Source organism: Flavobacterium sp. HJSW_4 (assembly GCF_042436695.1).
Classification (GTDB): domain Bacteria; phylum Bacteroidota; class Bacteroidia; order Flavobacteriales; family Flavobacteriaceae; genus Flavobacterium.
Map to the genome: position 1 here is coordinate 44376 of NZ_JBHNPP010000014.1, position 26100 is coordinate 70475.

25 protein-coding genes are annotated in these 26100 nt (G+C 32.2%); 7 read left to right on the forward strand and 18 right to left on the reverse strand.

Features of this window, described 5'->3' with window-relative positions:
- Positions 1-112: 112 nt before the first annotated feature.
- From ACE01P_RS14265 to ACE01P_RS14345, 17 genes are all read right to left on the reverse strand, one after another.
- A complete protein-coding gene (locus ACE01P_RS14265; RefSeq protein ID WP_379698950.1) occupies positions 113-997 on the reverse strand; it encodes a L,D-transpeptidase in 885 nt (294 codons plus the stop codon).
- An 82-nt stretch (positions 998-1079) separates the two neighbouring features.
- Positions 1080-2012, reverse strand: a complete 933-nt coding sequence (locus tag ACE01P_RS14270; protein ID WP_379698952.1) for an alpha/beta hydrolase — start codon at positions 2010-2012, stop codon at positions 1080-1082.
- 1 nt (position 2013) lies between these two features.
- A complete protein-coding gene (locus tag ACE01P_RS14275) occupies positions 2014-3507 on the reverse strand; it encodes a S41 family peptidase (RefSeq protein WP_379698954.1) in 1494 nt (497 codons plus the stop codon).
- A gap of 99 nt (positions 3508-3606) precedes the next feature.
- Positions 3607-4398: a DUF4261 domain-containing protein gene (locus ACE01P_RS14280; protein WP_379698956.1), complete on the reverse strand. Its 792-nt coding sequence runs from the start codon at positions 4396-4398 to the stop codon at positions 3607-3609.
- A 56-nt stretch (positions 4399-4454) separates the two neighbouring features.
- Positions 4455-5039 (reverse strand): NUDIX domain-containing protein, encoded by a 585-nt coding sequence (locus ACE01P_RS14285; protein ID WP_379698958.1) that lies wholly within the window; start codon positions 5037-5039, stop codon positions 4455-4457.
- Between the two features lie 54 nt (positions 5040-5093).
- A complete protein-coding gene (locus tag ACE01P_RS14290; RefSeq protein ID WP_198856865.1) occupies positions 5094-6365 on the reverse strand; it encodes an adenylosuccinate synthase in 1272 nt (423 codons plus the stop codon).
- 96 nt (positions 6366-6461) lie between these two features.
- On the reverse strand, positions 6462-6926 hold the full coding sequence (locus ACE01P_RS14295; protein WP_008462215.1) for a Fur family transcriptional regulator: 465 nt from the start codon (positions 6924-6926) through the stop codon (positions 6462-6464).
- 188 nt (positions 6927-7114) lie between these two features.
- Positions 7115-7651: a hypothetical protein gene (locus ACE01P_RS14300; protein WP_379698960.1), complete on the reverse strand. Its 537-nt coding sequence runs from the start codon at positions 7649-7651 to the stop codon at positions 7115-7117.
- 21 nt (positions 7652-7672) lie between these two features.
- Entirely contained in the window at positions 7673-9892 is a 2220-nt protein-coding gene (locus tag ACE01P_RS14305) for a RelA/SpoT family protein (protein ID WP_379698962.1), read from the reverse strand.
- A 197-nt stretch (positions 9893-10089) separates the two neighbouring features.
- Positions 10090-10878, reverse strand: a complete 789-nt coding sequence (locus ACE01P_RS14310) for a TrmH family RNA methyltransferase (RefSeq protein WP_379698964.1) — start codon at positions 10876-10878, stop codon at positions 10090-10092.
- 188 nt (positions 10879-11066) lie between these two features.
- Complete coding sequence (locus tag ACE01P_RS14315) at positions 11067-12152, reverse strand: phosphoglyceromutase (protein WP_379698966.1); 1086 nt, start codon at positions 12150-12152, stop codon at positions 11067-11069.
- Positions 12153-12268: 116 nt separating this feature from the next.
- On the reverse strand, positions 12269-13600 hold the full coding sequence (locus ACE01P_RS14320) for a DUF58 domain-containing protein (protein WP_379698968.1): 1332 nt from the start codon (positions 13598-13600) through the stop codon (positions 12269-12271).
- Between the two features lie 21 nt (positions 13601-13621).
- Complete coding sequence (locus ACE01P_RS14325; protein WP_379698970.1) at positions 13622-14233, reverse strand: hypothetical protein; 612 nt, start codon at positions 14231-14233, stop codon at positions 13622-13624.
- Between the two features lie 125 nt (positions 14234-14358).
- Positions 14359-15372: an AAA family ATPase gene (locus tag ACE01P_RS14330; protein ID WP_379698972.1), complete on the reverse strand. Its 1014-nt coding sequence runs from the start codon at positions 15370-15372 to the stop codon at positions 14359-14361.
- Between the two features lie 38 nt (positions 15373-15410).
- On the reverse strand, positions 15411-16613 hold the full coding sequence (locus ACE01P_RS14335; protein ID WP_379698974.1) for a DUF4350 domain-containing protein: 1203 nt from the start codon (positions 16611-16613) through the stop codon (positions 15411-15413).
- Positions 16606-17379, reverse strand: a complete 774-nt coding sequence (locus ACE01P_RS14340; protein WP_379698976.1) for a DUF4129 domain-containing protein — start codon at positions 17377-17379, stop codon at positions 16606-16608. The genes ACE01P_RS14335 and ACE01P_RS14340 overlap by 8 nt, the downstream gene beginning before the upstream one ends.
- Positions 17380-17388: 9 nt before the next feature.
- Positions 17389-18369, reverse strand: a complete 981-nt coding sequence (locus ACE01P_RS14345) for a stage II sporulation protein M (RefSeq protein ID WP_379698978.1) — start codon at positions 18367-18369, stop codon at positions 17389-17391.
- Between the two features lie 20 nt (positions 18370-18389).
- Here ACE01P_RS14345 and ACE01P_RS14350 point away from each other — a divergent pair, with 20 nt between their 5' ends.
- From ACE01P_RS14350 to ACE01P_RS14380, 7 genes are all read left to right on the forward strand, one after another.
- On the forward strand, positions 18390-19133 hold the full coding sequence (locus ACE01P_RS14350; protein ID WP_379698980.1) for an RDD family protein: 744 nt from the start codon (positions 18390-18392) through the stop codon (positions 19131-19133).
- Positions 19134-19241: 108 nt separating this feature from the next.
- Complete coding sequence (locus tag ACE01P_RS14355) at positions 19242-20096, forward strand: hypothetical protein (protein ID WP_379698982.1); 855 nt, start codon at positions 19242-19244, stop codon at positions 20094-20096.
- Between the two features lie 89 nt (positions 20097-20185).
- Positions 20186-20788 (forward strand): trimeric intracellular cation channel family protein, encoded by a 603-nt coding sequence (locus ACE01P_RS14360; RefSeq protein WP_379698984.1) that lies wholly within the window; start codon positions 20186-20188, stop codon positions 20786-20788.
- A 1-nt stretch (position 20789) separates the two neighbouring features.
- The gene (locus tag ACE01P_RS14365) at positions 20790-21737 is read left to right on the forward strand and encodes a FemAB family protein (RefSeq protein WP_379698986.1); all 948 of its coding nucleotides are present in this window, start codon (positions 20790-20792) and stop codon (positions 21735-21737) included.
- Complete coding sequence (locus tag ACE01P_RS14370; RefSeq protein ID WP_379698988.1) at positions 21734-22876, forward strand: DegT/DnrJ/EryC1/StrS family aminotransferase; 1143 nt, start codon at positions 21734-21736, stop codon at positions 22874-22876. The genes ACE01P_RS14365 and ACE01P_RS14370 overlap by 4 nt, the downstream gene beginning before the upstream one ends.
- Positions 22877-24151: an O-antigen translocase gene (locus tag ACE01P_RS14375; protein WP_379698990.1), complete on the forward strand. Its 1275-nt coding sequence runs from the start codon at positions 22877-22879 to the stop codon at positions 24149-24151. It abuts the gene before it with no gap.
- Positions 24152-24325: 174 nt separating this feature from the next.
- Positions 24326-25162, forward strand: a complete 837-nt coding sequence (locus tag ACE01P_RS14380) for a hypothetical protein (protein WP_379698992.1) — start codon at positions 24326-24328, stop codon at positions 25160-25162.
- On the opposite strand, the gene ACE01P_RS14385 is transcribed toward ACE01P_RS14380, so the two are convergent.
- The gene (locus ACE01P_RS14385; RefSeq protein WP_379698994.1) at positions 25142-26029 is read right to left on the reverse strand and encodes a glycosyltransferase family 2 protein; all 888 of its coding nucleotides are present in this window, start codon (positions 26027-26029) and stop codon (positions 25142-25144) included. The two genes, ACE01P_RS14380 and ACE01P_RS14385, sit on opposite strands and share 21 nt — an antisense overlap.
- Positions 26030-26100 lie beyond the last annotated feature (71 nt).

Sequence of the window (26100 nt, forward strand, 5' to 3'; positions counted from 1 at the left end):
TTTTGAAAAGTGTAAGGGAAAGGCTTTGGCAGAATAATTGCTCTTTTTTAATAAAAAAATCAGCTGAAACAATATTTAATTGCTTCAGCTGATTCTATATTTATAGTATATTTTACAAAGTTTTTGTTGGCTCGGCTTCTCTTAGATTTTGGTTTTCTAAGATTTCTTTTAAAAATGGTTTTACCTGAGTTTCAATTTCTGATACTGGAATGTTTAAAGCTTCTGGATCTGAAGCTAACTTTAGCCAAGGTTTTGTTCCATCAAAATCATAAGTCCCAAAAACAACTACTGGAGTTCCTTTTACTTTTATATTTTCTTTGTCTTTCAGAATCCATTCGTCTGCGAATTTATATAGGTATTTGGCATCTTTTTCTAATAATCTCAAACAAGAATGAGAAGCAGGATATCCAGGCAAATCATATTCGTGAAAACCAACTCCTAGCTTATTTTCGATATTAAAGTTCCATTTTAAATCCCATTCGTCATTAAAAGTACTGGTTGTTTTTTCTGCTTTCCAATTCGTGAAAAACAATCCTGTTGGTGTAGGATCTTTTTTTCTTCCCATATTTGTTGGCCCTGTTCGAACTAATTCGCCATTTTCGTAAGCTGCAAAAGTTTGAGTCGGATAAGAAAAAAGAATAATTTTTGAAACTTCTTCTAAAGCCGAAACATGAATTGGAAACGGAAGATAATAAACCAAATCTCCGCTAAAATCTGCCGGAATTACAACAGAATCTAGTTTTTTGAAATTGGCTTTATCTGTTCGGTTTAAAGCGTAAACAATATCCATTTTTGAGCTGTCAGCTTCATTAAGCTTCAGCCATTCTTTGGTTTTTTCTATTTGGTACGAAACCGTTTTGGGTTTCTTGTATTCAATTACTTCTTTTTTCTCTTTTTTGTTTTCTGTCAGCGTTATGGTGTCGCTCTTTTTACAAGAACCTAATAAAACTAACATTAAGATCAGTAGGGCATTTGCTGTGTAATATAACTTTTTCATAGGTCGTATTTTTATGAAGATAAAGTTATAAATCTGATAGCTGAAAAGGGTTATATAATTTTTGGAATTGGTTTCGGGATTTTCATTTTATAAAATCTTTTACATCATTAATCCACTGCGTTTTATTTTTTTTTAAATAATTTTCATGTCCAGTATTTTTATAAATCTTTAGCTGTTTTGGCCCATTTAAATTACGATATATTTCATGCGTTTCTTGTTGACTAACACTTTTATCTTTTTCTCCATAAAGAAGAAGAGTTGGACATTGTATATTTTTCGCATAATCTGACGGGTTGTGGTTGAATCCCCAAAATCCATTTTGTAAACCACCCCAGAATAATAAAATTCCAGCCATAGGAAATGTTGGAGCATTCATTTTTTTAAATCTAGCACATACAGTTTTATACATTGATCCAAAGGGACATTCAATAATAATCCCTTTTGGATCAATTTGATTGTCATTAATACATTTCATTATGGCTACAGCTCCCATAGAACTTCCAAACAAATAAATGTTTTTTTCTCCGTTTGAAGCTATATAATCAAAGCAAGTTTTTACTTCTTCAGCTTCTTTAAAGCCAATTGTTGTTTGATTTCCTTCGGAGTTGCCGCTTCCCATAAAATCAACTAACATCGTATTGTATCCTAATTTTTGAAATATATCAGATCGCTCAATTAAAGATGATTTTTCAGAACCATAACCGTGAAATAAAATCACTGTGCCTTTTGATTCTGGTCTCCGAATTAACCAACATTCTATTTCTTTATTACTTTTCAGTTTTAGGATTTTGTATTTCTGAGAAGGATATTTTGAATTCGCTGGTTTAGGGTTGTTAACTCCTAAGAATAAAGTCTTTACTTTTTCAAAAGAAGATAGTTTTTCAGGACTTTGAGTTTTTTCAGATTTATTATCTTTAAAATGAGTGAACTTATAAGTATGAAAGAATGCAATTATGTTCATCGATACAAATAGAAATAATAGGATTTTTAATAATCTACTTTTTTTTAATTTCATTTTATTTTTGTTCTATTAGTTTCAATGTATATTCAAATTGTGTATCTCGATTCTGCATAAAATCCTTAAAGGTCTGTAAGATTTCGTGATCTGGAATTACGCCTCTTCCAAAAAATTGATTCGCTTTTTTAGGAACGTCTTGGTCTAGATTTACGATAGAAAATTGCGTTTTAATTTTGGTGTTTGGTAATTCGTATTCGATAGGGGTGTGGCCATTGTGACCGTAATATCCGCCCATAGTTTCTTCGCCAATTACAATTGCATTAGTATTTCCGGCTACAAGAGAAGCAAACAATGACCCGGCAGAAGCAATTCGCGGACTAATAAGCATATAAATCTGTCCTTTAAAACTGTTCTTGTCTGGCTGTAGTATTTGATTGAATTTTTTATCCTGAAGATATTTTTCATTAATGAGTTTTGGAAATTCTTCTATTATTTCATCTTCAAAATCTTTTCGTTCTTCCTTCTGTTTTTTAGCATCAGTTTCTTCGTAAACCAAATATTTAGGAAATGGTATTTTTTGAAAATTCACATAAGCTGAGGCATTTTCGCGATAAACTTTTTGTGTCAAATAAGAGAAAGTCACAATATCATTCGGGTCGGTTCCACCGCCATTGTTTCTAACATCAACAATCAAATTCTGAATTTCTGAATGGTTAGAAAGATATTGAAAACAGCTATCTAAATATTTTTTATAAGCAATATGTTGTTTGTCTTTGGCATTTCGTCCAATCACAAATGTGTGAACAGAAAAAAGCGCTGTTTTTGCAGAAATTATCTTAAACGAATATTTGTCTTTCGCGCGATTGTATTGCAAACTGTCAATTGGCAAAGAAAATCGGTTTTTAAAGTTTTCTTTTCGAATTTCATTTGAAACGGAAGCAATAGTTTTAGTCAGTTTTTGCGTTTGATTTGGAAGTGAATATTCGACTAAAAAGCTTTTTTGAGGACCATATTCCATTTGAAAGTATTTAGCAAAAGAACTTCCAATTCCAATTGATTTCCCTGTAATGTTATAACCGTCAGTTGTGTAATATTTGTAGAGAGTAGAAAGCAATTTTTTGGTTTCGATTCCGTTAATGCTGTGAATTTGAGAACCCAAAGGAATTTCAGGATTTTCAAAATTAAGAAGCAATCGATTCTCGATAAGTTTTACGGGATACGGAAAAAAAACATTTCCTGATGAATATTTCTTTTCAAAATCATCAGGAAGTGTGGTGTCGTTGTGCAGACTTCCTTCAAAATCGGTAATCTGCAGCACTATTTTGTAAAATTCAATAAGCTCTTTTGGTTCTTTTATTTGTGAAAATGCCCAAGAATAAATACTGTCAATCTGCTGTTTTGTTCTGTATTTATAAAGTCCCGAATTGGCTTTTTCTCGTATTTCTCTAAATAAGATTAAATCTTGTTTGAGTTTTTCTGCTGGCCATTTTTCGTTTTGCGAAAAAACGAATAGTGGCAAGAGTAAAATCAGTACTATTTTAGATTTGAGCATTTTAGATGATTTTGTTAATCTAAAATACTCAAAAAACTTTTAAATCAATCCTTTTATTTTGGCACGATGTAATAGCATAATAGTTTTAGCAGATGTAGGTTAGATTTCTAATCTCAAAGTTTGACCTTCTACAAACATTCCTTGCGAAGCTGTAATTTTTATTTTTTGGTCTTCCGTATATCCTAAAGTTTCTCCATTTCGTAATGTAACATCATTGTTAATTACGTACGATATAATGTTGCTAAAGAAATTAAAAAGTTCTGCAAGATCTTGAGGAGATTTTTGGACTTCCATTTCTTGTTTCTCAAATTCAGGTAATCCATAGGTATACATGTAGTTTCCTTGCTCAGAAGTTTTAATGCCAATATAAATCCACAAATGAACAGGAGATTTTCCTTGCTGTAAGTCATCAATATTTTCCAAGTATTGATTTCTAGGGATCAGCAAAGTCTGTTTTGCTTGATGCACGCCTATTGAATTTGAAGTAGAAAGTATAGCGCATAATAGTTTGCTCAAAAGGGTATATCTTTCTACTTGACTTCCTTGTGCAGACATAACAGAAACGACTGCATGTCCAGTATAGTTTTTTAAATCTTCTTCTGCTGTATGCCAGTTGTATGCATATTGAATACTTGTTGACACTTCATCGCCCGGAATTTGTCCTGGTATAAAAAATACAGTCGCTAATTCATTATTTACTGTAAAAACAGCTGAATTATTATCTCCTGAAAAATTTATAATAGATAATCCCCAGAAATTTTTTAGATTTTGAATTACACTGTCTATATTGTAACTGTCGTTGTTAATAAATAGTGGCATTGCAAGCAAGGCACCTTTTTCATTTTTTGGTTCAGGCGTTTCTTTTTTCTTAAAAATGTCAAATAATCCCATAAGTTAATCGATTTGAGGTTTAATTAAAATAGGATTCTAAAATACTCAAAAAACTTCTAAATCAATCCTTTTATTTTAGCATGCTGTAACAACATAATTGTTTTGGCATCTGTAATTTCTCTTGATTCAATCATGGCGTAAGCTTCATCAAAAGTGAATTCTAAAACTTCAATATTTTCTTGTTCAGCATCCAATCCGCCGCCTTCGCTAACTTTTAGACTTTCATCGTATTCACCAACAAAAAGATATAGAATTTCTGTTACAGAACCTGGTGACATGTACGTTTCAAGAACTTTCTGAACTTTACTTAAACGATAACCCGTTTCTTCTTCTGTTTCGCGTATTATAGCTTGTTCTGCATTTTCTTTATCCAAAAGTCCTGCGCAAGCTTCAATCATCATTCCGGTTTTATTTCCGTTCAAATAAGTCGGTAAACGGAATTGTCTCGTTAAGATAACCGTTTTTTTATCCGAATTGTACAATAGAATTGCAGCGCCGTTTCCGCGATCGTAAACTTCACGAATGTGTGACTCTACAGGTTGATTTTCTTTTTTATAATTAAAAGTTACTTTGTTTAACACATACCAATTATCAGATAATAATTTAGTTTCTGTTATTTCGATTTCTGGATTTTTTCTCATAAAACTAATTCTTCAAAAAAAAAACGCTCTGATTATCAGAGCGTTTAAAATGTATTATTTTGTTATTGTTTGTTTTCTATCTGGTCCAACCGATACGATTTTGATTGGCACTTCGATTTCTTTTTCAATAAACTCAATATATTCTTTTAGCTCAATTGGCAACTGATCGTAAGTTGTTAAACCAGTTAGATCTTGTTTCCATCCTTTAAATTCTTTGTAAACCGGAGTAACGTTTTCTGGTTCAATGTTGTAAGGGAAGTGAGAAATGTTTTGACCTTTGTAGTTGTACTCAGTACAAACTTTTAAAGTTTCAAAACCAGAAAGTACATCACCTTTCATCATCATTAACTGAGTAACTCCATTTACTTGAACGGCATATTTTAAAGCTACTAAGTCTAACCATCCGCAACGTCTTTGTCTTCCTGTTACAGAACCAAATTCATTACCCACTTTAGCCATTGTAGCACCAACTTCGTCAAAAAGTTCAGTTGGGAAAGGTCCGCTACCTACACGTGTAACATAGGCTTTGAAAATTCCGTAAACTTCTTTGATTTTGTTAGGAGCAATTCCTAAACCTGTACAAGCTCCAGCAGCAGTAGTATTTGATGAAGTTACGAAAGGATAAGTTCCAAAATCAACATCTAATAAAGATCCTTGAGCACCTTCGCAAAGAATAGATTTACCTGCTTTTTGTGCTTGGTGCATGTATTCTTCACTGTCAATGAAATCTAATTTTTTAAGTTCTTCAATAGCTTCAAAGAATTCTTTTTCTAATTCAGCTAAATTATATTGAATAGCAACATCATAGAAAGCAATCATTGCCTCATGCTTGTCTGCTAAAGCTCTGTAACGCTCTTTAAAATCTTCTAATTCGATATCTCCAACACGTAAACCATTTCTACCAGTTTTGTCCATGTAAGTTGGTCCAATTCCTTTAAGAGTAGAACCGATTTTTGCTTTTCCTTTAGAAGCTTCAGAAGCTGCGTCAAGCAAACGGTGCGTTGGTAAAATTAAGTGTGCTTTTCTAGAGATAATTAATTTGCTTTTGATATCAAGGTTGAATTTCTCTAAACCTTCGATTTCTTTTTGGAAAACTACAGGATCAATTACAACTCCATTTCCGATGATATTTACTGAATTTTTGTGAAAAATTCCAGAAGGAATTGTTCTTAGTACGTGTTTAATTCCGTCAAATTCTAGCGTATGTCCTGCATTTGGTCCTCCTTGGAAACGTGCAATAATATCGTAATTTGAGGTAAGTACGTCTACAATTTTTCCTTTACCTTCATCTCCCCATTGTAATCCTAGTAATAAATCTACGGTCATTCTGTTTTAATTTGCGTTGAGACAATCTAAGTTGCCCTACTGATTATGTAGTTAATTTTCTTTTTTTAATTTTTTTGAAAAGTCTAATCTAAAAGATTATGAATTTGAGTTTTGCTTTTTGTTTCCGTAGAAATAAAGCGAGTGATTTGTGATTTCGATATCAAAAATTTCTTCGATAGTCTTTTTGATGGTTTGAATTCTTGGATCACAAAATTCGATTACCTCACCAGAATCTGTCATAATGATGTGATCGTGCTGTTTATCAAAATATGATTTTTCGTAGTAAGCCTGATTTTGTCCAAATTGATGTTTTCTAACCAAAGCGCAGTCCAACAATAACTCGATCGTGTTGTATAAAGTAGCTCTACTCACACGATAGTTTTTGTTTTTCATCTTGATATAAAGGTTTTCTATATCAAAATGCTCCTCGCTATCGTAAATTTCCTGAAGTATAGCATAACGCTCAGGAGTTTTGCGATGCCCTTTTTGCTCAAGATATAGTGTAAAAACATTTTTTACAATTTCTTGATTCTTAGTGTTGTCAGTTGAAATAAGTGTCATATCCGGCAAAGATAATTTTTTATTTTTAATGAATAAAAGTTTCGGGTTTAAAGTTTAACGTTTAAACATGTTTTTGATTAGTAATAATGCACTAAACACAGGCTTTTACGTCAAAAATATTTTGAAAGCCTAATTCGGCTTAATTAACATAATTTTTTTAATTTAGGATAAAACTAACAATGGTAACTTTATTTCGACATATACATGTACCAGTTCCATTCCCAAGTTTTTCCTTTGTCATCAGACATTGCTTGGCTCCAGATCGGATTCTTCTCGTCTCGTGCATCCCATCGGAATACTTGAATAACGGGTTTTTCTTCAAAAACATCTTTAGAAAAAAAATGTCCAACCTTATTTTCAAATGAACCAACCACAGGTTTGTCTAATGTTCCTGTGTTAGAATCAGACCAATAAATGCTCCACAATTTTGTTATCGGATTAAATAATCTCACTGTCATGCCTTCAAATGGTTCTCCATCAAAAGTGGCAAGAAAATTATCAATGTTTCCAATTCCGTTTAGGATCTTGTACATTTCCTGTGTGGATGGAAATTCGATCCACTCATCGCAATTCGTTAATCTGGATTTTAATTTTCTGTTGCGAATAACAGATTTTCCTTGGAAAAAATCAAAATCATCTTTAGATGAAGATTCAGAAGCCGTAATTAAAAGCTCTCCATTTTCATCAAATTCTACTTTGGGAATTTCTAAGGATTCGTTTTCCATAATTAATGTTTATGAATTATTTTAAGTTCTATACTCTCTAGTAACCTTATCAACTCCGTCAATTTTCTTGATGGCGCTAATCATTTTCTTCAAAATCGTATTGTTTTTAACAATTACCGCAACTTGTCCGTGGAAAATTCCAGCATCAGTACTAAGCGAAATACTTTGAATATTTACGCTCATATTGTTTGAAATTACTTTCGTCAATTGGTTTGTAAGTCCTAAAACATCCATTCCGGTAATATTAATAATGGCTTTAAACTCCTCTTGAGAAGAATCAATCCATTTGGCACTCATGATTCTATAAGCATAATTCGACTGCATTCCGATTGCGTTCGGACAATCTTTTTTATGCACTTTGATTCCTTCGTTAATCGTTACAAAACCAAAAACATCATCACCAGGAATTGGGTTACAGCATTGTGAAAGTTTATAATCTAATTTGTCATGCTCTGTTCCAAAAACCAGCATGTCATAATTACTGCTAATGACTGGTTTATGAATATCCTCATCTGCAGTATCTTTTGTTCGTTTAATTTTATTTTTGAAGAAATTGATAAAAGAATTGCTTTTCTGCGCCGCATAATCCTTTAACTGCTGATTTTCAATAGCACCAATTCCAACTCTGTAAAATAAATCTAAACTTGTTTTTAGTTTAAAGAAATTAACTAACTCGTTTGTAACCTGTTCGTTAAATGTAACTTTTAAATGTTTTAATTTTCTAACAAGTAATTCTTTTCCTTCTTCAGCAATTTTTTTAGTGTTCTCGTTAAGAACGTTTTTAATTTTATTTTTAGCTCTCGAAGTCGTTACATATTCCAACCAGTTAACAGTCGGTTTCTGGTTTGCAGAAGTAATAACTTCGACTTGATCACCACTTTTTAATTCGTAATTTAAAGGAACTAATCGTCCATTAACACGGGTTCCACGAGTTTTAATTCCAATTTCAGAGTGAATACTGAAAGCAAAGTCAAGAGAAGTAGCGCCTTTTGGCAACGATTTAATTTCTCCTTTTGGAGTAAAGACGAAGATTTCTTTAGAATATAAATTCATTTTAAAATCTTCTACAAAATCAACCGCATTCGTTTCTGGATTTTCTAAAGCTTCGCGAAGTAGATTTAACCAGACATCTAGGCCGCTTTCTTCTGTTGCGCCGTTTTTATATTTGTAATGTGCAGCATAACCTTTTTCAGCGATTTCGTCCATACGTTCACTTCGAACCTGAACTTCAACCCAACGACCTTTTGGTCCCATTACAGTAATGTGAAGTGCTTCATAACCAGTTGATTTTGGTGATGAAATCCAATCACGTAAACGGCTCGGACTTGGACGATAATGATCGGTTACGATAGAATATATTTTCCAAGCAATGAATTTTTCTTCATGCGGATCGGCTTTGTATACAATTCTAAGAGCAAACTTATCATAAACTTCATCAAAAGTTACGTTTTGCGCACGCATTTTTCGACGAATAGAATAAATAGATTTTGGTCGTCCTTTAATGATATAATCTACGCCTTCTGTATCCAAAGATTTCTTTAAAACATCAGAAATATCTTTGATGTAAGCGTCTTGTTCTTCTTTTGTTTCACGAATTTTACTTACAATGTCGTTGTAAATAGCTGGTTCTGTATATTTTAATCCTAAATCTTCAAGTTTGGTTTTAATGTTATAAAGTCCCAAACGGTGGGCTAGAGGAGCGTAAATGTAAAGAGTTTCAGAAGCGATTTTGGTTTGTTTGTATTCCGCCATCGAATCCATAGTCTGCATATTATGCAAACGATCGGCCAATTTGATCAGAATTACACGAACATCATCGTTCAATGTCAGAATCATTTTTCTGAAATTCTCAGCCTGCATAGAAGCATTCAAATCTTTTTGAACTAATGAAATCTTGGTTAAACCTTCAACAAGCTGTGCTACCTTCGGATTGAACAAACGCTCAATTTCTTCAACAGTTACAGGAGTGTCTTCAACAACATCGTGCAATAAGGCCGCGGCGATAGAGGTCGCACCCAGACCAATTTCTGAGGCAACAATTTTTGCAACTGCAATAGGATGAAAGATATACGCTTCGCCCGATTTACGTCTCTGCTCTTTGTGAGCATCAACGGCAACATCAAAAGCTTTTCGAATTAATTTTTTGTCAGCTGGACTTAAAGTTTGGTAACTTATTCGTAGTAATTCTTTGTATTCCTGCGCAATAGCTTTGTTTTCTTTTTCAATATCTATTTCTGTCATAACGGCATAGTTCAAGTACTAAAAATAAGAATTAGTTTGAACATACGCAAGGGGGAGGATTGGTGATTTTAGATTTTAGATTTTAGATTTTTTCCTGTAGGAATGGGACTTCGACTCCGCTCAGCCAGACAAGAAAATAATTGTCAGGCTGAGCGGAGTCGAAGCTCACAAAGTATGTAAAGTTTTAAATGAGAATCTTAGAATCCACGCTGACGTTTCGCTTCAAAAATTAAAATCGCAGCAGCAACAGAAACGTTCATGCTGTCGATTTCACCTTGCATCGGAATTATGATGTTTTGCGTTGCAGCATCACGCCATTCCTGAGTTAAACCCGTTGCTTCTGTACCAACAACCAAAGCGGTTGGAGTAGTGAAGTTTTGTGTATGATATGAAGTTGAATTTTGTAAAGTTGCGCTGTAGAAATTGATCTTTTTTTCTTTTAAAAACGAAATAATTTCTGAAGTCGTTCCCGTTGCAATTTGGTTGGTAAACAAACAGCCAACACTAGAACGCACAATATTCGGATTGTATAAATCGCTTTTCGGATTAGCAATTAAAACCGCATCCAAATTCGCGGCATCTGCTGTACGTAAAACAGCCCCAATATTTCCTGGTTTTTCTAGAGATTCGACAACCATAATTAACGGATTATCAGATAATTTTAGATCCGATAATTTTAAAGATTTGCTTTTCGCTACCGCTAAAATTCCTTCTGTAGTGTCACGATACGCTAATTTTTGGTAAACCTCTTTATTGATTTCGATAATTTGAAAAGGATTTTGAATCAGTTTATTGATTTCTGATTCAGAAACTAGTTCGGGTAAAAACAAAACCGTTTCGATTTCGTAACCGCCTTTTATTGCTAATGAAATTTCTCTTAAACCTTCAATCAAAAATGTTCCAGTTTGTTTTCTGGCTTTGGCTTTTTCTTGAAGTAAAACCAAAGATTTGATATACGGATTTTGAATTGAAGTAATTTGTTTCATTTTTTTAAGACTCAAAGTTGCAAAGGCACAAAGTTACAGAGTTTTTTTCTTCCTGCAAGGTTTTTAAAACCTTGTCGATTTGCTTAGAAAGTTTTTCTGCCACGAATTTCACGAATTTTCACGAATTTCTTTTTTGATTTCACGCAATTATAATTTGTGTCAATTAGTGAAATTCGTGGCAAAAGAAACTATTTCTCAAAAACTTCTTTTACCTCTTCGTCAACTGGATGATCTGTTTTGAAAGTATGGCCTAGAAATTTTGCTATAGTTTGAGCAAACTGTTTCTGATAGAACTGAGCATTTGTTTTGATTTCGCCTTTTGGAGCAATTTCTGGTCCCATTGTAGCAAACCAAATTTCAGAAGCGCCTGCAACATCAGAACCGTGATCTGTCCATTTTGATTTTACTTTGTCGCCACGTCCGTGATCTGTTGTGATAAATAGAGTTGTTTTGTTTTTGTATTGAGGATCATTTTGGACAAAATTCCAGATTTCTTGAATCCATTTGTCTACTTGATTAGCTGCATCAAGATACGATCTGTAATCTCCGTGATGTGCCCATTCATCCGTTTCTCCGTATGCAATGTATAGAACTTTTGGCTTTTTAGTTTTTAATTCGTCTAATGCTTGATAATGGGTGAAAACGTCTAAACATTCATCTTCATGAAAAGGTTTAAACGAATTATCGCGCATTTCATTCAACAATTTTTGAGAGGCTGTTGGTTTGTTTCCGCCCACTTTATCAAAAGCAGAAATGACAGGGAAACCGCTTCTTTCTTCATTTAAAATTCGATCAAAAGCATCCCAAGCGCCAAATGCGGCAACTTTCCCTTTTAGTTTAGATTGTTGATTTAAAAACTCTAAAACATTCACATTCGGATTTGGTTTGTAGCCATTTGAATTGACTTTTAGATCCACATTTCCAGTCATGATTTCGCTATATCCAGGATAACTAAACCAATACGGATTGGCAACATCAACTTTATTTCCTAAATCTCTATTTCCGTAAATCTGACCTTTCGAAGCGATTTCAGACCAGAAAAAAGGCATTAGTTTTTTACGAGATTCCTTGATGTCTGGACTGCTGTATTTTTTGTAAATGTAAGCGCTGTCTCCTTGATTGAATTTTTTGTCGTTAGCAATTGCAGCATCTACTCCTTTAAAAAGTTCTTGCCATCTGAAACCATCTGTCGTAATAATGATAATGTTTTCTGTTTTTTGGGCTTGAGATTGAATGCTTAGTAAGACGAACAGAAGTAGAATTGCTTTTTTCATTTTGATCTGTTTTTAAGTTATAATCAGATTGTTATTTTCTTTCAAAACTAATTTAATAATAGCTATAACAGTGAAGTCAATCTATAAAATAACCATAAGTTAACAGATTAAGGTTGCTACAAAATCCCTCTAGATTTAATCTCCAAATATTTATTGATCGCATCCAAAGTCAGGTTTTCGGGCTGCGTTAGAACCGAATGAATTCCGTATTTCTTCAATTCGTTTACGATTAATCGCTTTTCGAACATGAATTTCTCCGCGATCACTTTGTCGTAAACTTCTTGAATTGTAGTTGTTTTTTTATTGATGATGCTGTTTAATTCTGTATTGCTAAAGAAAACTACGACTAATAAATGACTCTTCGCAATTCCTTTTAAATAAGGTAATTGACGATTTAAACCATCCATTGTTTCGAAATTCGTGTACAGAATAATTAAACTTCTCTGATTGATGTTTTTCTTAATATCAACATACAATCTGCTGTAATCGCTTTCGAAGAAATCGGTTTTTACGTTGTATAAAGATTCTAATATTTTCTGCATTTGAGAACCTCTTCTTTCTGCAAAAACGCGATTTTCTACTTTTTTAGAAAAAGAAAAAAGTCCAGCTTTATCTTGTTTTTTCAAAATGACATTGGACAAAACCAAAGAAGAATTAATCGCATAATCCAACAAACTTAATCCGTCAAAAGGCATTTGCATTACGCGCCCTTTGTCGATTGCCATATAAACCGATTGCGATTTTTCGTCCTGAAACTGATTGACCATTAAAGAGTTTCTTTTTGCGGTCGCTTTCCAGTTCAGCGTTCTTAAATCGTCGCCTTGAACATATTCTTTAATTTGCTCGAATTCCATGGTATGGCCAATTCGGCGTATTTTTTTGATTCCGTATTGAAATAAATTATTCGAAAAAGCAATCAAATCGTATTTTCTTAATTGAATGTAAGAAGGATATGTTGGCACCATTTGATTATTATCGAAAGAAAATCTTCTCGAAATAAGCCTTAAAGGTGAAGAAACATAAATATTTAAAGAGCCGAAATGGTATTCTCCGCGTTCTGTCGGACGAAGATCATAACCAATTTCTTTTTGCGAAGCGGCTTTTATCGTTTTTACAATTTTAAAATCACGAATCTGAAATTGAAACGGAATTTCATCAATAATCTTAACCGAAATTGGAAAAGTATAATGATTTTTCAGATTGATTGTAATTGGATTTAAATCTCCGTTTGATAATTTTTCGGGTGTAATTCTTTCTGCTTCAAGTCCAGTTCGAGCTAAATATAAAAGCATAATATCGAGACCTAAAAAAGTGCCTAAACCTAAAACAAGCAGCCAAACTGCATTATACATATTCGGAAAAATAAAGGCACAGATAAACAATCCTATAATGCCGATAAGCACATAGAAAAAGAAATTGTTCAGATACAGACTTTTTATGAATTTCAAGTTTTCTTAGTTTTATATTTTCTAATAAATTTTAGTGAAGTCATCAAAATTAAAGCCTTCCAGAGATGCTATTTTCCAAACTCCGTTTTCTTTAACCGTTTTCACTTTATATTTAAAATCGCCTTTCCATGACCAAGTCCAATCAAAAGAAGCATTGTTGTTTTCAACTTTCAAATGGTTTACAGTCATTGTTTTCCAATAATTATCTGGATTGTCCTGGCAACTGCACCACGGATTAGCGCCATTTCCAAAAGGAGGTAATTCGCCTTCAAACCATTCAATCTTTTTAGTTTTAAGATTAGAATCTATTTTTAAAGCAATTTTATTGTAATTGTCTAAAAATTGTTGCGAAAAGAAATTGGTTTTCTTCAGTTCTTCCAGCCTTTTTTTATGGGCATTTAAATCTAAACCAATGTATTTGTCTCCTTTTTTATTCGCAATCGGATTGAAATCATTGTTGCTATTTTTCGTTTCTACCCATTCGTACAATTTCTTTACTAAAGCGTCAATCTCCTGTTTGTCATTTTTAAAATAAAAAGAATCTTTTTTGTTTTTTAAGACAACAGCATTTGCAGATTGAAAAACAATCAATAATAGGAGAGAGAATGATATAAGAAGTTTAGATGTTTTCAATGTTTTTTTCTCGTTTTTATTGTTTCAAGTTTAAGGTTTCAAGTTTTTTCCTTCGACTTCGCTCAGGGTGACAAGGCGTTTGCAAAGTTTGGAGTTTGTCCACCATTCACATTCACAATTAATAATTACCTTGGAATTTCTACCGTTTCAATAATTTGTTTAATGATTTCAGAACTTGTAATTCCTTCCATTTCGCGTTCTGGCGCAACAATAACACGGTGCTGTAAAACTGGAATTGCAGCTTCTTTAATATCTTCTGGCGTAACAAAATCGCGTCCGCGGATTGCAGCAAAACCTTTCGAAGCATTCAAAATAGCGATCGAAGCACGAGGCGAAGCTCCTAAATATAAAAAGGCATTTTCACGCGTATTTACCACGATTCTAGCAATGTATTCTAATAGATTTTGTTCTACTCTAATTTGTTTTACCAAACCTTGATATTGTTTGATTTCTTCAGCAGAAAGAATTGTTTTGATAGCATCTAATTTTCCGTGATCTTGTAAAGAATGCTCTCTTTGGATAATTAAAATCTCTTCATTCAATTTTGGATAATCGATTGTAATTTTAAAAAGAAAACGGTCCAATTGCGCTTCAGGCAAACGATATGTTCCTTCTTGCTCAATAGGGTTTTGGGTCGCAATTACCAAAAACGGAGCTTCTAACTGATATGCAGAACCGTCAATTGTAATTTGGCGTTCTTCCATAACTTCAAAAAGTGCAGCTTGTGTTTTTGCTGGAGCACGGTTGATCTCATCAATTAAAATTAAATTAGAGAAAATCGGTCCTTTTTTGAATTCAAATTCAGAGTTTTTTAAATTGAAAATAGAAGTTCCTAAAATATCAGAAGGCATTAAATCTGGCGTAAACTGAATTCTGCTGAAACCAATATTTAAAGTTTTAGCCAATAATTTAGCGGTAATTGTTTTGGCAACTCCAGGAACACCTTCCAAAAGAACGTGACCGTTTGATAAAATAGCTACCAAAAGCTGGTCAACCATTTTGTGTTGTCCAACGATTACCGTTTCGATCTCTTTTTTAATCGTGTTTACGTGTTCTAAAAGAGGCGTAAGATTAAGTCTTGTTTCAAAATTCACATTTTCGTTTGTGATTTCGCTTGATGTTGTATTGATGTCGTCCATAATTTGGTCTATTTTTCTTTTTAAATTTCGTTTAGATTTTAATGTAAAATCTTTTCTATCGCTGTATTTATTTTTAGAAGATCTTCTTCAAGACTTCCATGATAACTATTTCGGTGATCATTAATTAATCGAACCAAGTCGCGAATATCATTTTCGTCTTTTCCTGTTTTATAATGCAATTTGGTTATAAAATCGTCATCGAGTTTGGTTGTGTCAAGCAAATAATCTGTTCTTATTTTTTCTAAAAAGTAAATAATCTTTTTATCAATAATATTGGTGTGATCGCCTTCTTGATAATATAAATTTCCAACGGTTTTGGTAAATTCTACAGTTGAATTCTGCAACGGTTTTATAATTGGAACAATGCGTTGTTTTCTTTTTGCATTGAAAATCATGAAAATAAGAATTCCAATTAAACCTAAATACCAAGCCGATTTTAAAGCAGGCTGACTCCAGATATATCGCAATGGAGAACTTGAAATTCGTTGGTCATTAAAGCTTTTATTGTACCAATAGACATTTCCTTTCGAAATATACGAAACCAAATTTTCAGTATACTGATAGTGATCTTTTTTCAGCAGATTATAATTGGTAAAAGCTACAGGCTGCGTGTGCAGGTAGAGATAACCATTTTTATAAGGAACTTCAATAAAATTAATCTGCTTTTTGTTTTTAGCGCTGTTTTGGTAGCCTAAAACTGTGGTGTTTAAAGTATCTATTTTTGAAAAATAATCACTTAATCCTGTATTCAGAATATGTTTTTTTGAACTTACTTTTTTATTTGCCATCCAAACAGAAACGCTGTCAATTGGCATGAAATCAGTTTTCAATTCGATTTTTAAAGAGTCTAACAATACTTTCGGAAATGCCCTCATGCTTAGAAAAGCATTATTTCCGTGAGAAACAAAATATAAAATCTCTTTCATCGACTGTTCGTCAATATTATTAGCTTCAGAAATATTAACGAAAGTGCCTTTAATTCTATAGGTTTCTACATTTTCTCTCGCATCATATTGAGAATCCAAATATTCGTATGGAGTTTGTGTCGAAATTCGTTCTACTTTTTGTTTAAAAAGAGCATCTGCTTCATGATCAAAAACGTATAATGCGAAAGGAATTTTATCGTCAACAGAGTACGTCGGAGTCCAGTCAATAGGTTTTGGCTGACCTTTGTCTACTAATAATGTTATTCCGAAAATTAAAACCAGAATAGCAATGTATATTTTAACTTTATTATCCATTGCCAAAGGTTTTTAATGCTTTTTTAAATCTGTTTTCAGTCTTTCTGAAGGTTGTATCGTCAATTTCAAATTCGCCGTACCAAATATAATTGTACAAATAAGAAAGATACGTAAACTCTTCTTTATGAGCAGGATTGTGCAATTCGTACAAATAATCAGAATTGGTTTTTTCGATATCCCATTCAATATAATTATTCTGCGCCATTACTTTTAAAAGCCATAAATAATAATATCGAATTGCAATTCTTCTTTCGCCAGCTTCGATACTTTCCTTAATAAGTTTTTCAAAATCTAAAAGATGAATGTTTTTCTCAGCATCAGAATAAAACAAGGTTTTTTTTGCATTTTTTCCAAAAATCCATCTTCCTTCTTGTTTGGCTAAAGCTCTTACAATAAAGTAAATCAGAATAATAACGACCAAAACAGCAATTATTCTGAACAAAATGCCAACAAAATTTAGCGATGTTTTTACACTGCTGAAATTGAATAAATTAAAGATTAGTCTTGCCAGCCAATGCTTAAAATGGTCCCACCAGTTTTTTTCAGGAGCTTTGTATTCGTAGACAAATTCTTTATCGGTATATTTTTTCTTGAAATTCTTTTCGAAATGTTTGGGTTCAACGTTTCTAGAATCTACTTGAATGTCTTTTTCTGTATATTTAATTGCAGTAATTTTTGGAGGATCTATAGTTGGAACAATAGTGTCCTGAGCTTTAGAAATACCGCAGCACAAAAGAAAAGATAAAATAAATAATAATCTTGTCATTACTTGGTCTTAAAGTTTTTCGGCGGTTAAAGAATGAAATTTTTTGTGTACAATAAAAGGGTATATCAAGTAATAAAACGAAATTATTGCAAGTGTAAACAAGATAATAAAACTGCTTAGCCAATTGGGCATATCAATAGAATATCGTGTAATAAAACCTTCTAAAAATCCGGCACTTATCGTGAAAGGAAAAGTGCTTAAGAATATTTTGAAACTGTTTTTGAAACCAATTTTAAAGGAATTTAATCTTGAAAAAGTTTTAGGAAATAGGATAGAAGCTCCAAGAATAAATCCGGCAGTTGTTTCGATTACAATCGCGAAAATCTCCATCGAACCATGAATCCAGATTCCTCGAACGCTTTTCCAGAAAACGCCTTGTTCGTAGAAAAAATACTGAAAAGAACCCAACATAATGCAGTTTTGAAGAAAGACATTGAAAGTTCCGATTCCAGCAAAAATTCCGTAGAAATAACATTTAGCACCCACAAAAAGGTTATTTACCGTAATGCCAATAAAACTTCCCCAATTGCTTCCCGAACCATATACAGCCATTGGATTGCCTTTTTTGATGTTTTCTAAAGTCATATTGACGTAATCGTCGCCTAAAATCAGACGTACAAAATCACGATCGTAACGTGCGGAAAGAACTCCAATTGAAACCGTAATAAAAAACAAAACAAAAGCATAAGCCAAATACCTTTTGTATTCGTAAACCAATAAAGGCACTTCGATTTTAAAGAAATCTACAACTCGATTTTGGTCTGTGCGTTTGGTTTTATAAATTTTTTGATAAATCTGAGAAGCAAGATGATTCAGATACACAACCGTTTTGCTTTTAGGATAATACGTTTGGGCGTAAGATAAATCATTCATCATTTGAATGTACAAATTAGCTAATTCATCAGGATTTTTTTTAGCTTTACCAAAAATTGCCAGCTCAAACTCGAGCCATTTTTCTCTGTTTTGTTTTATAAAGGCGATTTCTCTCATTGTAGGCTAAAATATGAAATATGTCAGAATTATCTATTAATACGACACAAAATGTCAAAATAAATTTTATTGCCGCTTCTGTTGGTGAAAGACTAGGAGCTTTTTTTATTGATTTGTTTATAGTAATCTGTTATATAACAGTAGTTTCTATCGTTATTTTTGATTGGTTAAGACTAGAACGATTGATGACCAATTTGGATAACTGGTCACAAGGTGCCATTTTTTTAATGCTTTATTCGCCAGTTATAGTTTACTCATTGGTTTTAGAAAGTGTTTTTGAAGGACAGTCACTTGGTAAAAAATTATTGAAAATTAAAGTTGTAAAAATTGACGGTTATCAAGCCGGTTTTGGAGATTATTTAATTCGCTGGTTTTTTAGAGTAATTGACTTTTTTACTTTTTTTGGACTTCCAGGACTTATTTCGGTTATTACTAGTCAGAAATCACAACGATTGGGCGATATGGCGGCAGGAACAGCAGTGATTACGTTGAAGAACAGAATTAATATCAGCCATACCATTTTAGAAGAAATCGGAGAATCTTATGTTCCGACTTATCCGTTGGTAATTAAGCTTTCAGACAATGATATGCGTATTATAAAAGAAACTTTTCAAAAGGCAGCGTCTAAAAACGATCATGAGGTTATTTACAAATTAGTGGCAAAAATTGAAAGTGTAACAGGCATCAAAAATCAATCAGGAAATAATAGCGATTTTATACGAGTAATTTTAAAAGATTATAATTTCTATACGCAAAACATGTGATTTTTTTTCTTTGAATAATTAATTGTGTTTTTTAAGTTTTATTGATAATTTTTTAAAATTTCTTCGTAAATTTATATATAGATAATTAATTCGTAAAATTTTAAACAAATGAAAAATGTAAAAACCTTAGTGGTACTGTTCGTATTGTTGTCTGCTTGCGTAAGTTTTGCTCAAAGCGGAAAAAAATTAGATAAAATTATAAAAAGAGATTATCAGATTATAGAATGTACAATTTCTAAAATGTCTGATAAAACCGTAGAATATTCGCTTCCAGGCGAAACCATGCAGATCTCATTAGACGTTTCGCAGATTGCTAGAATCGATTTTGCAAGCGGAAGATCTCAAACTTTTGATGTCTCTCCGAGTACAAGTACAACAGCTCAAAACACATCATCTCCAAGCATTGTAAGTGCAGATATGCAACATAATACAATTGCAGTATTGCCAATTCCTTATGTAAATGCAGACAATCAGCAAGGTTCTGAAGATATGGCAAAATTTGCTCAAAACGATTTGTACAACAAGTTGTTAGATAAATCTGCTAATATTTTTCCGTTGACAGTTCAGGATTTAAGAACAACAAACAGCTTATTGCACAAAGCAGGAATTGACCACAATAATATTGACGAAACGCCAATACAAGATCTTGAAAAAATATTGGGAGTTGATAATATTGTTGCTGCAAAAGTTTCTTATACAATTGGAACCGGGACTACAGCTACAACTTATAACAGCGGAAATGCAAAAGTGAGCGACAACAATAAAAAAGTTACAACAAACGACATCTCGACAACAACCGCAAACAATCAGACGTATTACTACTACACGGTTTATTTTGACATGTACAGAAACACAGATAAAATCTATTCTCAAACGCGTAAACCTTTGCTAGCGCTAAAAGACGGCTGGATGGATTCTATCTCATATTTATTGAAAAGAAGTCCGATTTACGTAAAAAAATAATAAGTATTTCTTGAGTTAGATTTGCTAAAATTATTCCTTACAACTTTGTAACTTTGACCCTTTGCATCTTTGTAACTTAAGAAAAAAAAATGTTTCACCTACTTGATATTATTGGGACAATGGCGTTTGCTATGTCTGGCGCCTTAACAGCAATGCACAAAAAACTAGATCCGTTTGGAGTGTTTATCATTGCATTTGTTACTGCGGTTGGAGGCGGAACGCTTCGTGATGTCTTAATCGGAAGAACTCCTGTAGGTTGGATGCGTGACATGCAATACGTATATGTGATCATTTTAGGATTTTTTCTAGCCATTATTTTCAGAAAAAGATTTGATAAACTTCGAACCTCATTGTTTCTTTTCGATACAATCGGGCTCGGAGTTTTTACTTTAATAGGACTTGAGAGAGGAATTCTAACAGGGCTTCACCCAGCAATTTGTATCGCTTTAGGAACCATGACAGCTTGCTTTGGCGGTGTAATTCGTGATATTTTGTGCAACGAAATTCCAAACGTTTTTCGAGAAGAAATCTATGCAACAATCTGTATTTTTGGAGGAATGGTATTTTTTGGATTACGACAACTCAATTTAAACGATGATATTTTATATCTGGTTACCTCTCTTGTAATTATTGTAATTCGATTAATGGCAGTTAAATACAAATGGCATTTAAAGGCATTTGATCATATGTAGCATGAAATATACTATTAGAAAATACACTCAAGAAGATTATTCAGCTTGGAACGATTTTGTCGCTCAGGCTAAAAATGCTACCTTTTTATTTCATCGCGATTTTATGGAATACCACAAAGATCGTTTCGAAGATTTTTCGCTTTTAGTTTTTGAAGAAGAAAAACTGCGCGCCATTCTTCCAGCCAATAAAAAAGGAAATTCGTTGTATTCTCATCAAGGTCTGACTTATGGTGGATTGGTGTTTTTGTCGAAATTGAAAGCAGAAAAAGTAGAATCGATTTTGGATGAAATTTTACTTTTTTTGAAAGAAAATCAATTTGAAGCCTTTTATTATAAACCAATTCCAGATTTTTATTTTTTGGAAGGTAATAAAGCAATGGACTTTTTTCTAATGAAAAGAGGAGCGGTTTTAGAACATAAAGAAATGAATTTGGCGGTTAATTTGACAATTCCGTTGAAGATTTCGAAAAGTAAGATGAAACACTTCAGACGAATTGAAAATCTTGATTTAGATATTTTTGAAGAAGAAAATTTTGATCCGTTTTGGGAGAAAGTTTTAGAGCCAAGATTGTTGGAAAAATTTGATGCAAAACCAGTTCATTCCAAAAAAGAAATGGAGCTTTTGAAGTCTAAATTTCCTCAAAATATCAAACAATACTCTGCTTACAGAAATGACGAAATTATTGCTGGAATAACCATTTTTGAAACCAAAAATGTAGTTAAATCACAGTACGGTGCGACTTCAAAAGCAGGAGAAGAATTTAGAGCATTGGACTTTTTATTCATCAATCTGATTCATAAATACAAAAGAAAAGGAAAACATTTCTTTGATATGGGAACTGTTAACGAAACAAATGAGTCAGGTTATAATAAAGGACTTTTAAACCAAAAAGAAGAATTAGGCTGTTCAGTTTACAATCAGGATTTTTATAAAATTGAAATAAAGTGATACCATTTTTAGATCTAAAAAAAATAAACGAACCGTATGAAACTGCTTTTCAGGAAAAACTGAAATCGGTTTTAGAAAACGGCTGGTATATTTTAGGCAAAGAAGTGGAAACATTTGAAAAGGCTTTCGCCGAATATTGCCATTCTAAACATTGCATTGGAGTAGGAAATGGTTTTGATGCTTTGGTTCTTATTTTTAAAGGTTACATCGAACTCGGAAAACTCCAAAAAGGCGATGAGGTAATTGTTCCTGCAAATACGTATATCGCGAGTATTTTAGCTATTTTACAAGCTGATTTAGTTCCTGTTTTAGTAGAACCAAGATTGGAAACCTACAACATAAATCCAGATTTAATTCAGGAGAAAATCACTCCAAAAACCAAAGCCATTTTAGTTGTTCATTTATACGGACAATTAGCTGAAATGGAGAAAATAAATGAAATTGCGGTTCAAAATGATTTGATAATTGTAGAAGACGCAGCACAAGCTCATGGGGCTGAAAGTTTTAAACTCCAAAATCAAAATTCAAAATTCCAAGCGAGTGAAAATCTGAAATCTAAAATCGACAATCTAAAATCAACAATCGCCTACAGTTTTTACCCAGGAAAAAACCTTGGCTGTTTGGGCGATGGTGGAGCAATTACCACAAATGATTCTGAATTGGCAAAAGCACTTTATTCGCTTCGAAATTATGGTTCAGAAAAGAAATATCACAACGAGTATATTGGCGTAAATTCGAGACTGGACGAATTGCAAGCAGGTTTTTTAAATCTGAAACTTCCCAATTTAGATTCAGATAATGAGAAAAGAAGAGCAGTTGCAAAACGATATTTAGCAGAAATTAAAAATGATAAAATGACACTTCCGTTTTGGGATTTCTCCGATAATCACGTTTTTCATTTGTTTGTCATTCGAACAGAAAATAGAACAGATTTACAAGAATATTTAGCTCAAAATAATATTCAAACGGTTATACATTATCCAATTCCGCCTCACAAACAAAAAGCTTTTTTAGGCTGGAATAATATGTCTTTCCCTATTACAGAGAAAATTCATCAGGAAATTTTGAGTTTGCCAATGAGCCCAATTTTGACGGAGGCTGAGGTTGATTTTATTATAGAAATTTTAAATCAATACTAATTGAATTTCTATAGAAAAATAATTCAAACAAGTTTGTTTAAGATTGCCTCTTTAAACAGTTTTAGTGTTGTCTTAAAAATCGGAATCGGATTAATTACTTCTAAAATATTAGCGATTTTTGTTGGACCAAGCGGAATGGCTTTGGTTGGAAATCTTCGTAATTTTTTAACTTCAATAGAAAATATTTCAATTTTAGGTTTTCAAAACGGAATTGTAAAATATGTGGCTGAAAACGAAAAAGGTACAGCCGAACGTCGAAAAATAGTTTCTACAGTTTTTATTACTTTATTATGTGTTGCGCTTTTGCTAAGCGGATTTTTATTTTTTACAGCATCTTATTGGAACCAAAAAATCTTTGGAAATAACACCGAATATTTAATTGTTTTTAAGGTTTTAGCGCTGGTTTTGCCAACGTATGGTTTTTCTGTTTTCTTAATTGCTGTAATTAATGGCTTGGGTAAATTCAAAAAAGTAATTTGGATCAATATCATTGGAAATATCATTGGTTTGCTGACTTCCATTTTTCTGATTTTAAAATTCAAAACTGCAGGAGCTTTGTTAGCTATTGTAATTGCACCGGCTTTGTTGTTTTTTGCTACTTTTTATTTGGTTCAGAGAGAGATTTCATTGTTTCGAATTGTAAGATTGGATTCATTCAATTTTAAAATTTTAAGAAACCTTTCGTCTTATTCTTTAATGACGCTTGTTTCGTCTGTTTTAGGCCCTTTTGTATTGCTTGCAATTCGGAACCATATTATTCATAATTTAGGATTCGAACAAGCTGGATATTGGGAATCCATGACTAGAATCTCGTCCTATTATCTAATGTTTATAAGTACTATTTTGAGTGTTTATTTTCTACCAAAATTGTCTAAAGCTCAAAGTAATTTAGAAACTAAAAATATATTTTTTGAGTATTATAAATTTATTTTGCCTGTTTTCATTTTAGGATTAGCCATAATTTTTTTTTCGAGATTTTTTATCATTCGGCTACTATTTACAAAAGAGTTTTTACCCGTAACTGATTTGTTTTTCTGGCAGCTTCTAGGAGATATTTTTAAAGTTGCTTCGCTTATTTTAGGCTATCAGTTTTTTGCCAAAAAAATGACTTCAGCGTTTATTTTTACCGAGTTGTTTTCATTTGCGATTTTGTATTTCTTTTGTCTGTATTTTGTTAAAATCTACGGAATTGAAGGAGTCGTAATAGGGTATGCACTGGAAAATTTTATTTATTTGCTTGTATTATCTGTTTATTTTAAGAAGAGTTTATTTTAATTGACCAATTATGCTTTTCAATACATTAGTTTTGCATTTTTTTTCTTAATAATCTTATTTATTTTCTTTTAAATGAGAAATTTTATTCGACACACCTTTATTTTTTTATTTCCAATTGTATTGGTGCTTTTATTAATTGAAGTTTTTTACCGAGTAACACCAAACAATTACACTGTGAAAAATGAAAATTGTGTGGCAAACTATCAAAATGCAGAGGTTTTGATTTTTGGAAATTCTCATTCTTTTTACGGATTAAATCCAGTTTTTTTTGATAAGACAACATTTAATTTATCTAATATTAGCCAATCACTATATTTCGATAAACTTTTAATTGATAAGCATATTGATAAATTTAAGAAACTTAAATATATTATTTTAACTATAGAATATACAAGTTTAAGCCAGTTGAAAAACACCCATGAAGATATATGGAGGAAATATTATTATCAACATTATATGGACTTGGAAGTTCCTATAATAAACAGTTTTGATCTTAATAGTTGGTTTATTTCAGGAACAAAGAGTTTTAGTTCCAATCTTCAGTTAGTTTCACGTTATTTTTTTGAGAAAACCATTGTAGAGTGTAATAAAAGTGGTTTCGGTACAAATTATACGAAGCAAAGCAGAGTTGGAAATTTAGAGAAAAGCGCATTAATAACAATCAAGAGGCATGAAGACAATTTAATTGATTTTACAGAAAATATCACCGCTATTGAATTGATTATTGAAAAATGTAAAAGCAAAGGAATTCAAGTGATCTTGGTAACAATGCCGGTGTCAAAAAATTATGCAGCAAAGGTGAAAAAAGAAAAATTGAATAAGATTTTTGAAAGTGCTTTACTTTTGCAAAAAATGAATTCGAACACTTTTTATTTGAATCTATTCAATGATTCTCGTTTTTCTAATGATGATTTTTACGATGCAGATCATTTGCATAATGTAGGTGCAGAGAAATGTTCGATGATTGTAAACGATTTTTTAAAAAAGGAATTAACTAAAACGCAATTTTAATTCTAAAGGAATATATTTTATAAAAAGCAAAATATCCAAAGTTCTATAGGCTTTCTCCATTTCAAAATGCAGTCTTTTTAAAAGCGCTTTATTTTCTTCTTTTGTTTGGTTTAAGGCAATTGCTTTTTTTATAACGAGATAGCTAGATCGATTTATCTTTTTGGTTTTAGAGTTAAATCTTTTATAAAATATATTTCCTAAAGAATTGGGAACATCTCTTTTCTGAACTAAAACAGCATCAATAAATTCAAAATTATAGTTTCTTGAAGCTCTAATCCAAATGTCTAAATCTTCGTAAGCTAAATTTTCATCGTAACCATTTAGCTCTTTTAATACTTCTTTTTTTGTCATCGAACTAATAGAACAAATCATGCTGTTTTGACTTAAAATAGCCTTGTAAATGTCTCCAGAAGCTGGTTTTACGATTGCTTTTTTATCAGCATCAACTTTATAATAATAGTTTAGATGCGTTTTATTTTCAGAGATAATTTCCGCATTTCCATAAACTATTCCAAGTCGATCCATTTTAGAATTTAGGAAAGTGTTTATCTGTTTTTCGACACAATTAGCCAATAGCACATCATCTGCAGCCAAATCAATAATGAAATCGCCATTTGATAATTTTAATGCCTTGTTAAAGGTTTTGGTATTGCCTATATTGCTTTCATTAATTAGAAGCTGAATGTGAGGAAAGTTTTCGTGCCATTCCTTAATTTTTTTTACAGAAGAATCATTACTAAAATCATCTGCCACTATAATCTCAATATTTTTGTAAGTTTGATTTACAATAGAAGTTAATGCTTCAATTACAAACTTTTCGTGATTGTAACACAAGCAAATAACAGTTACTAAAGGCAGATTGTGCATAGGAAATGATCGATTTTAAAATGAATTTCAAGATTCAAAAATAAGAATTGGGATACTATGATTGTTTAATA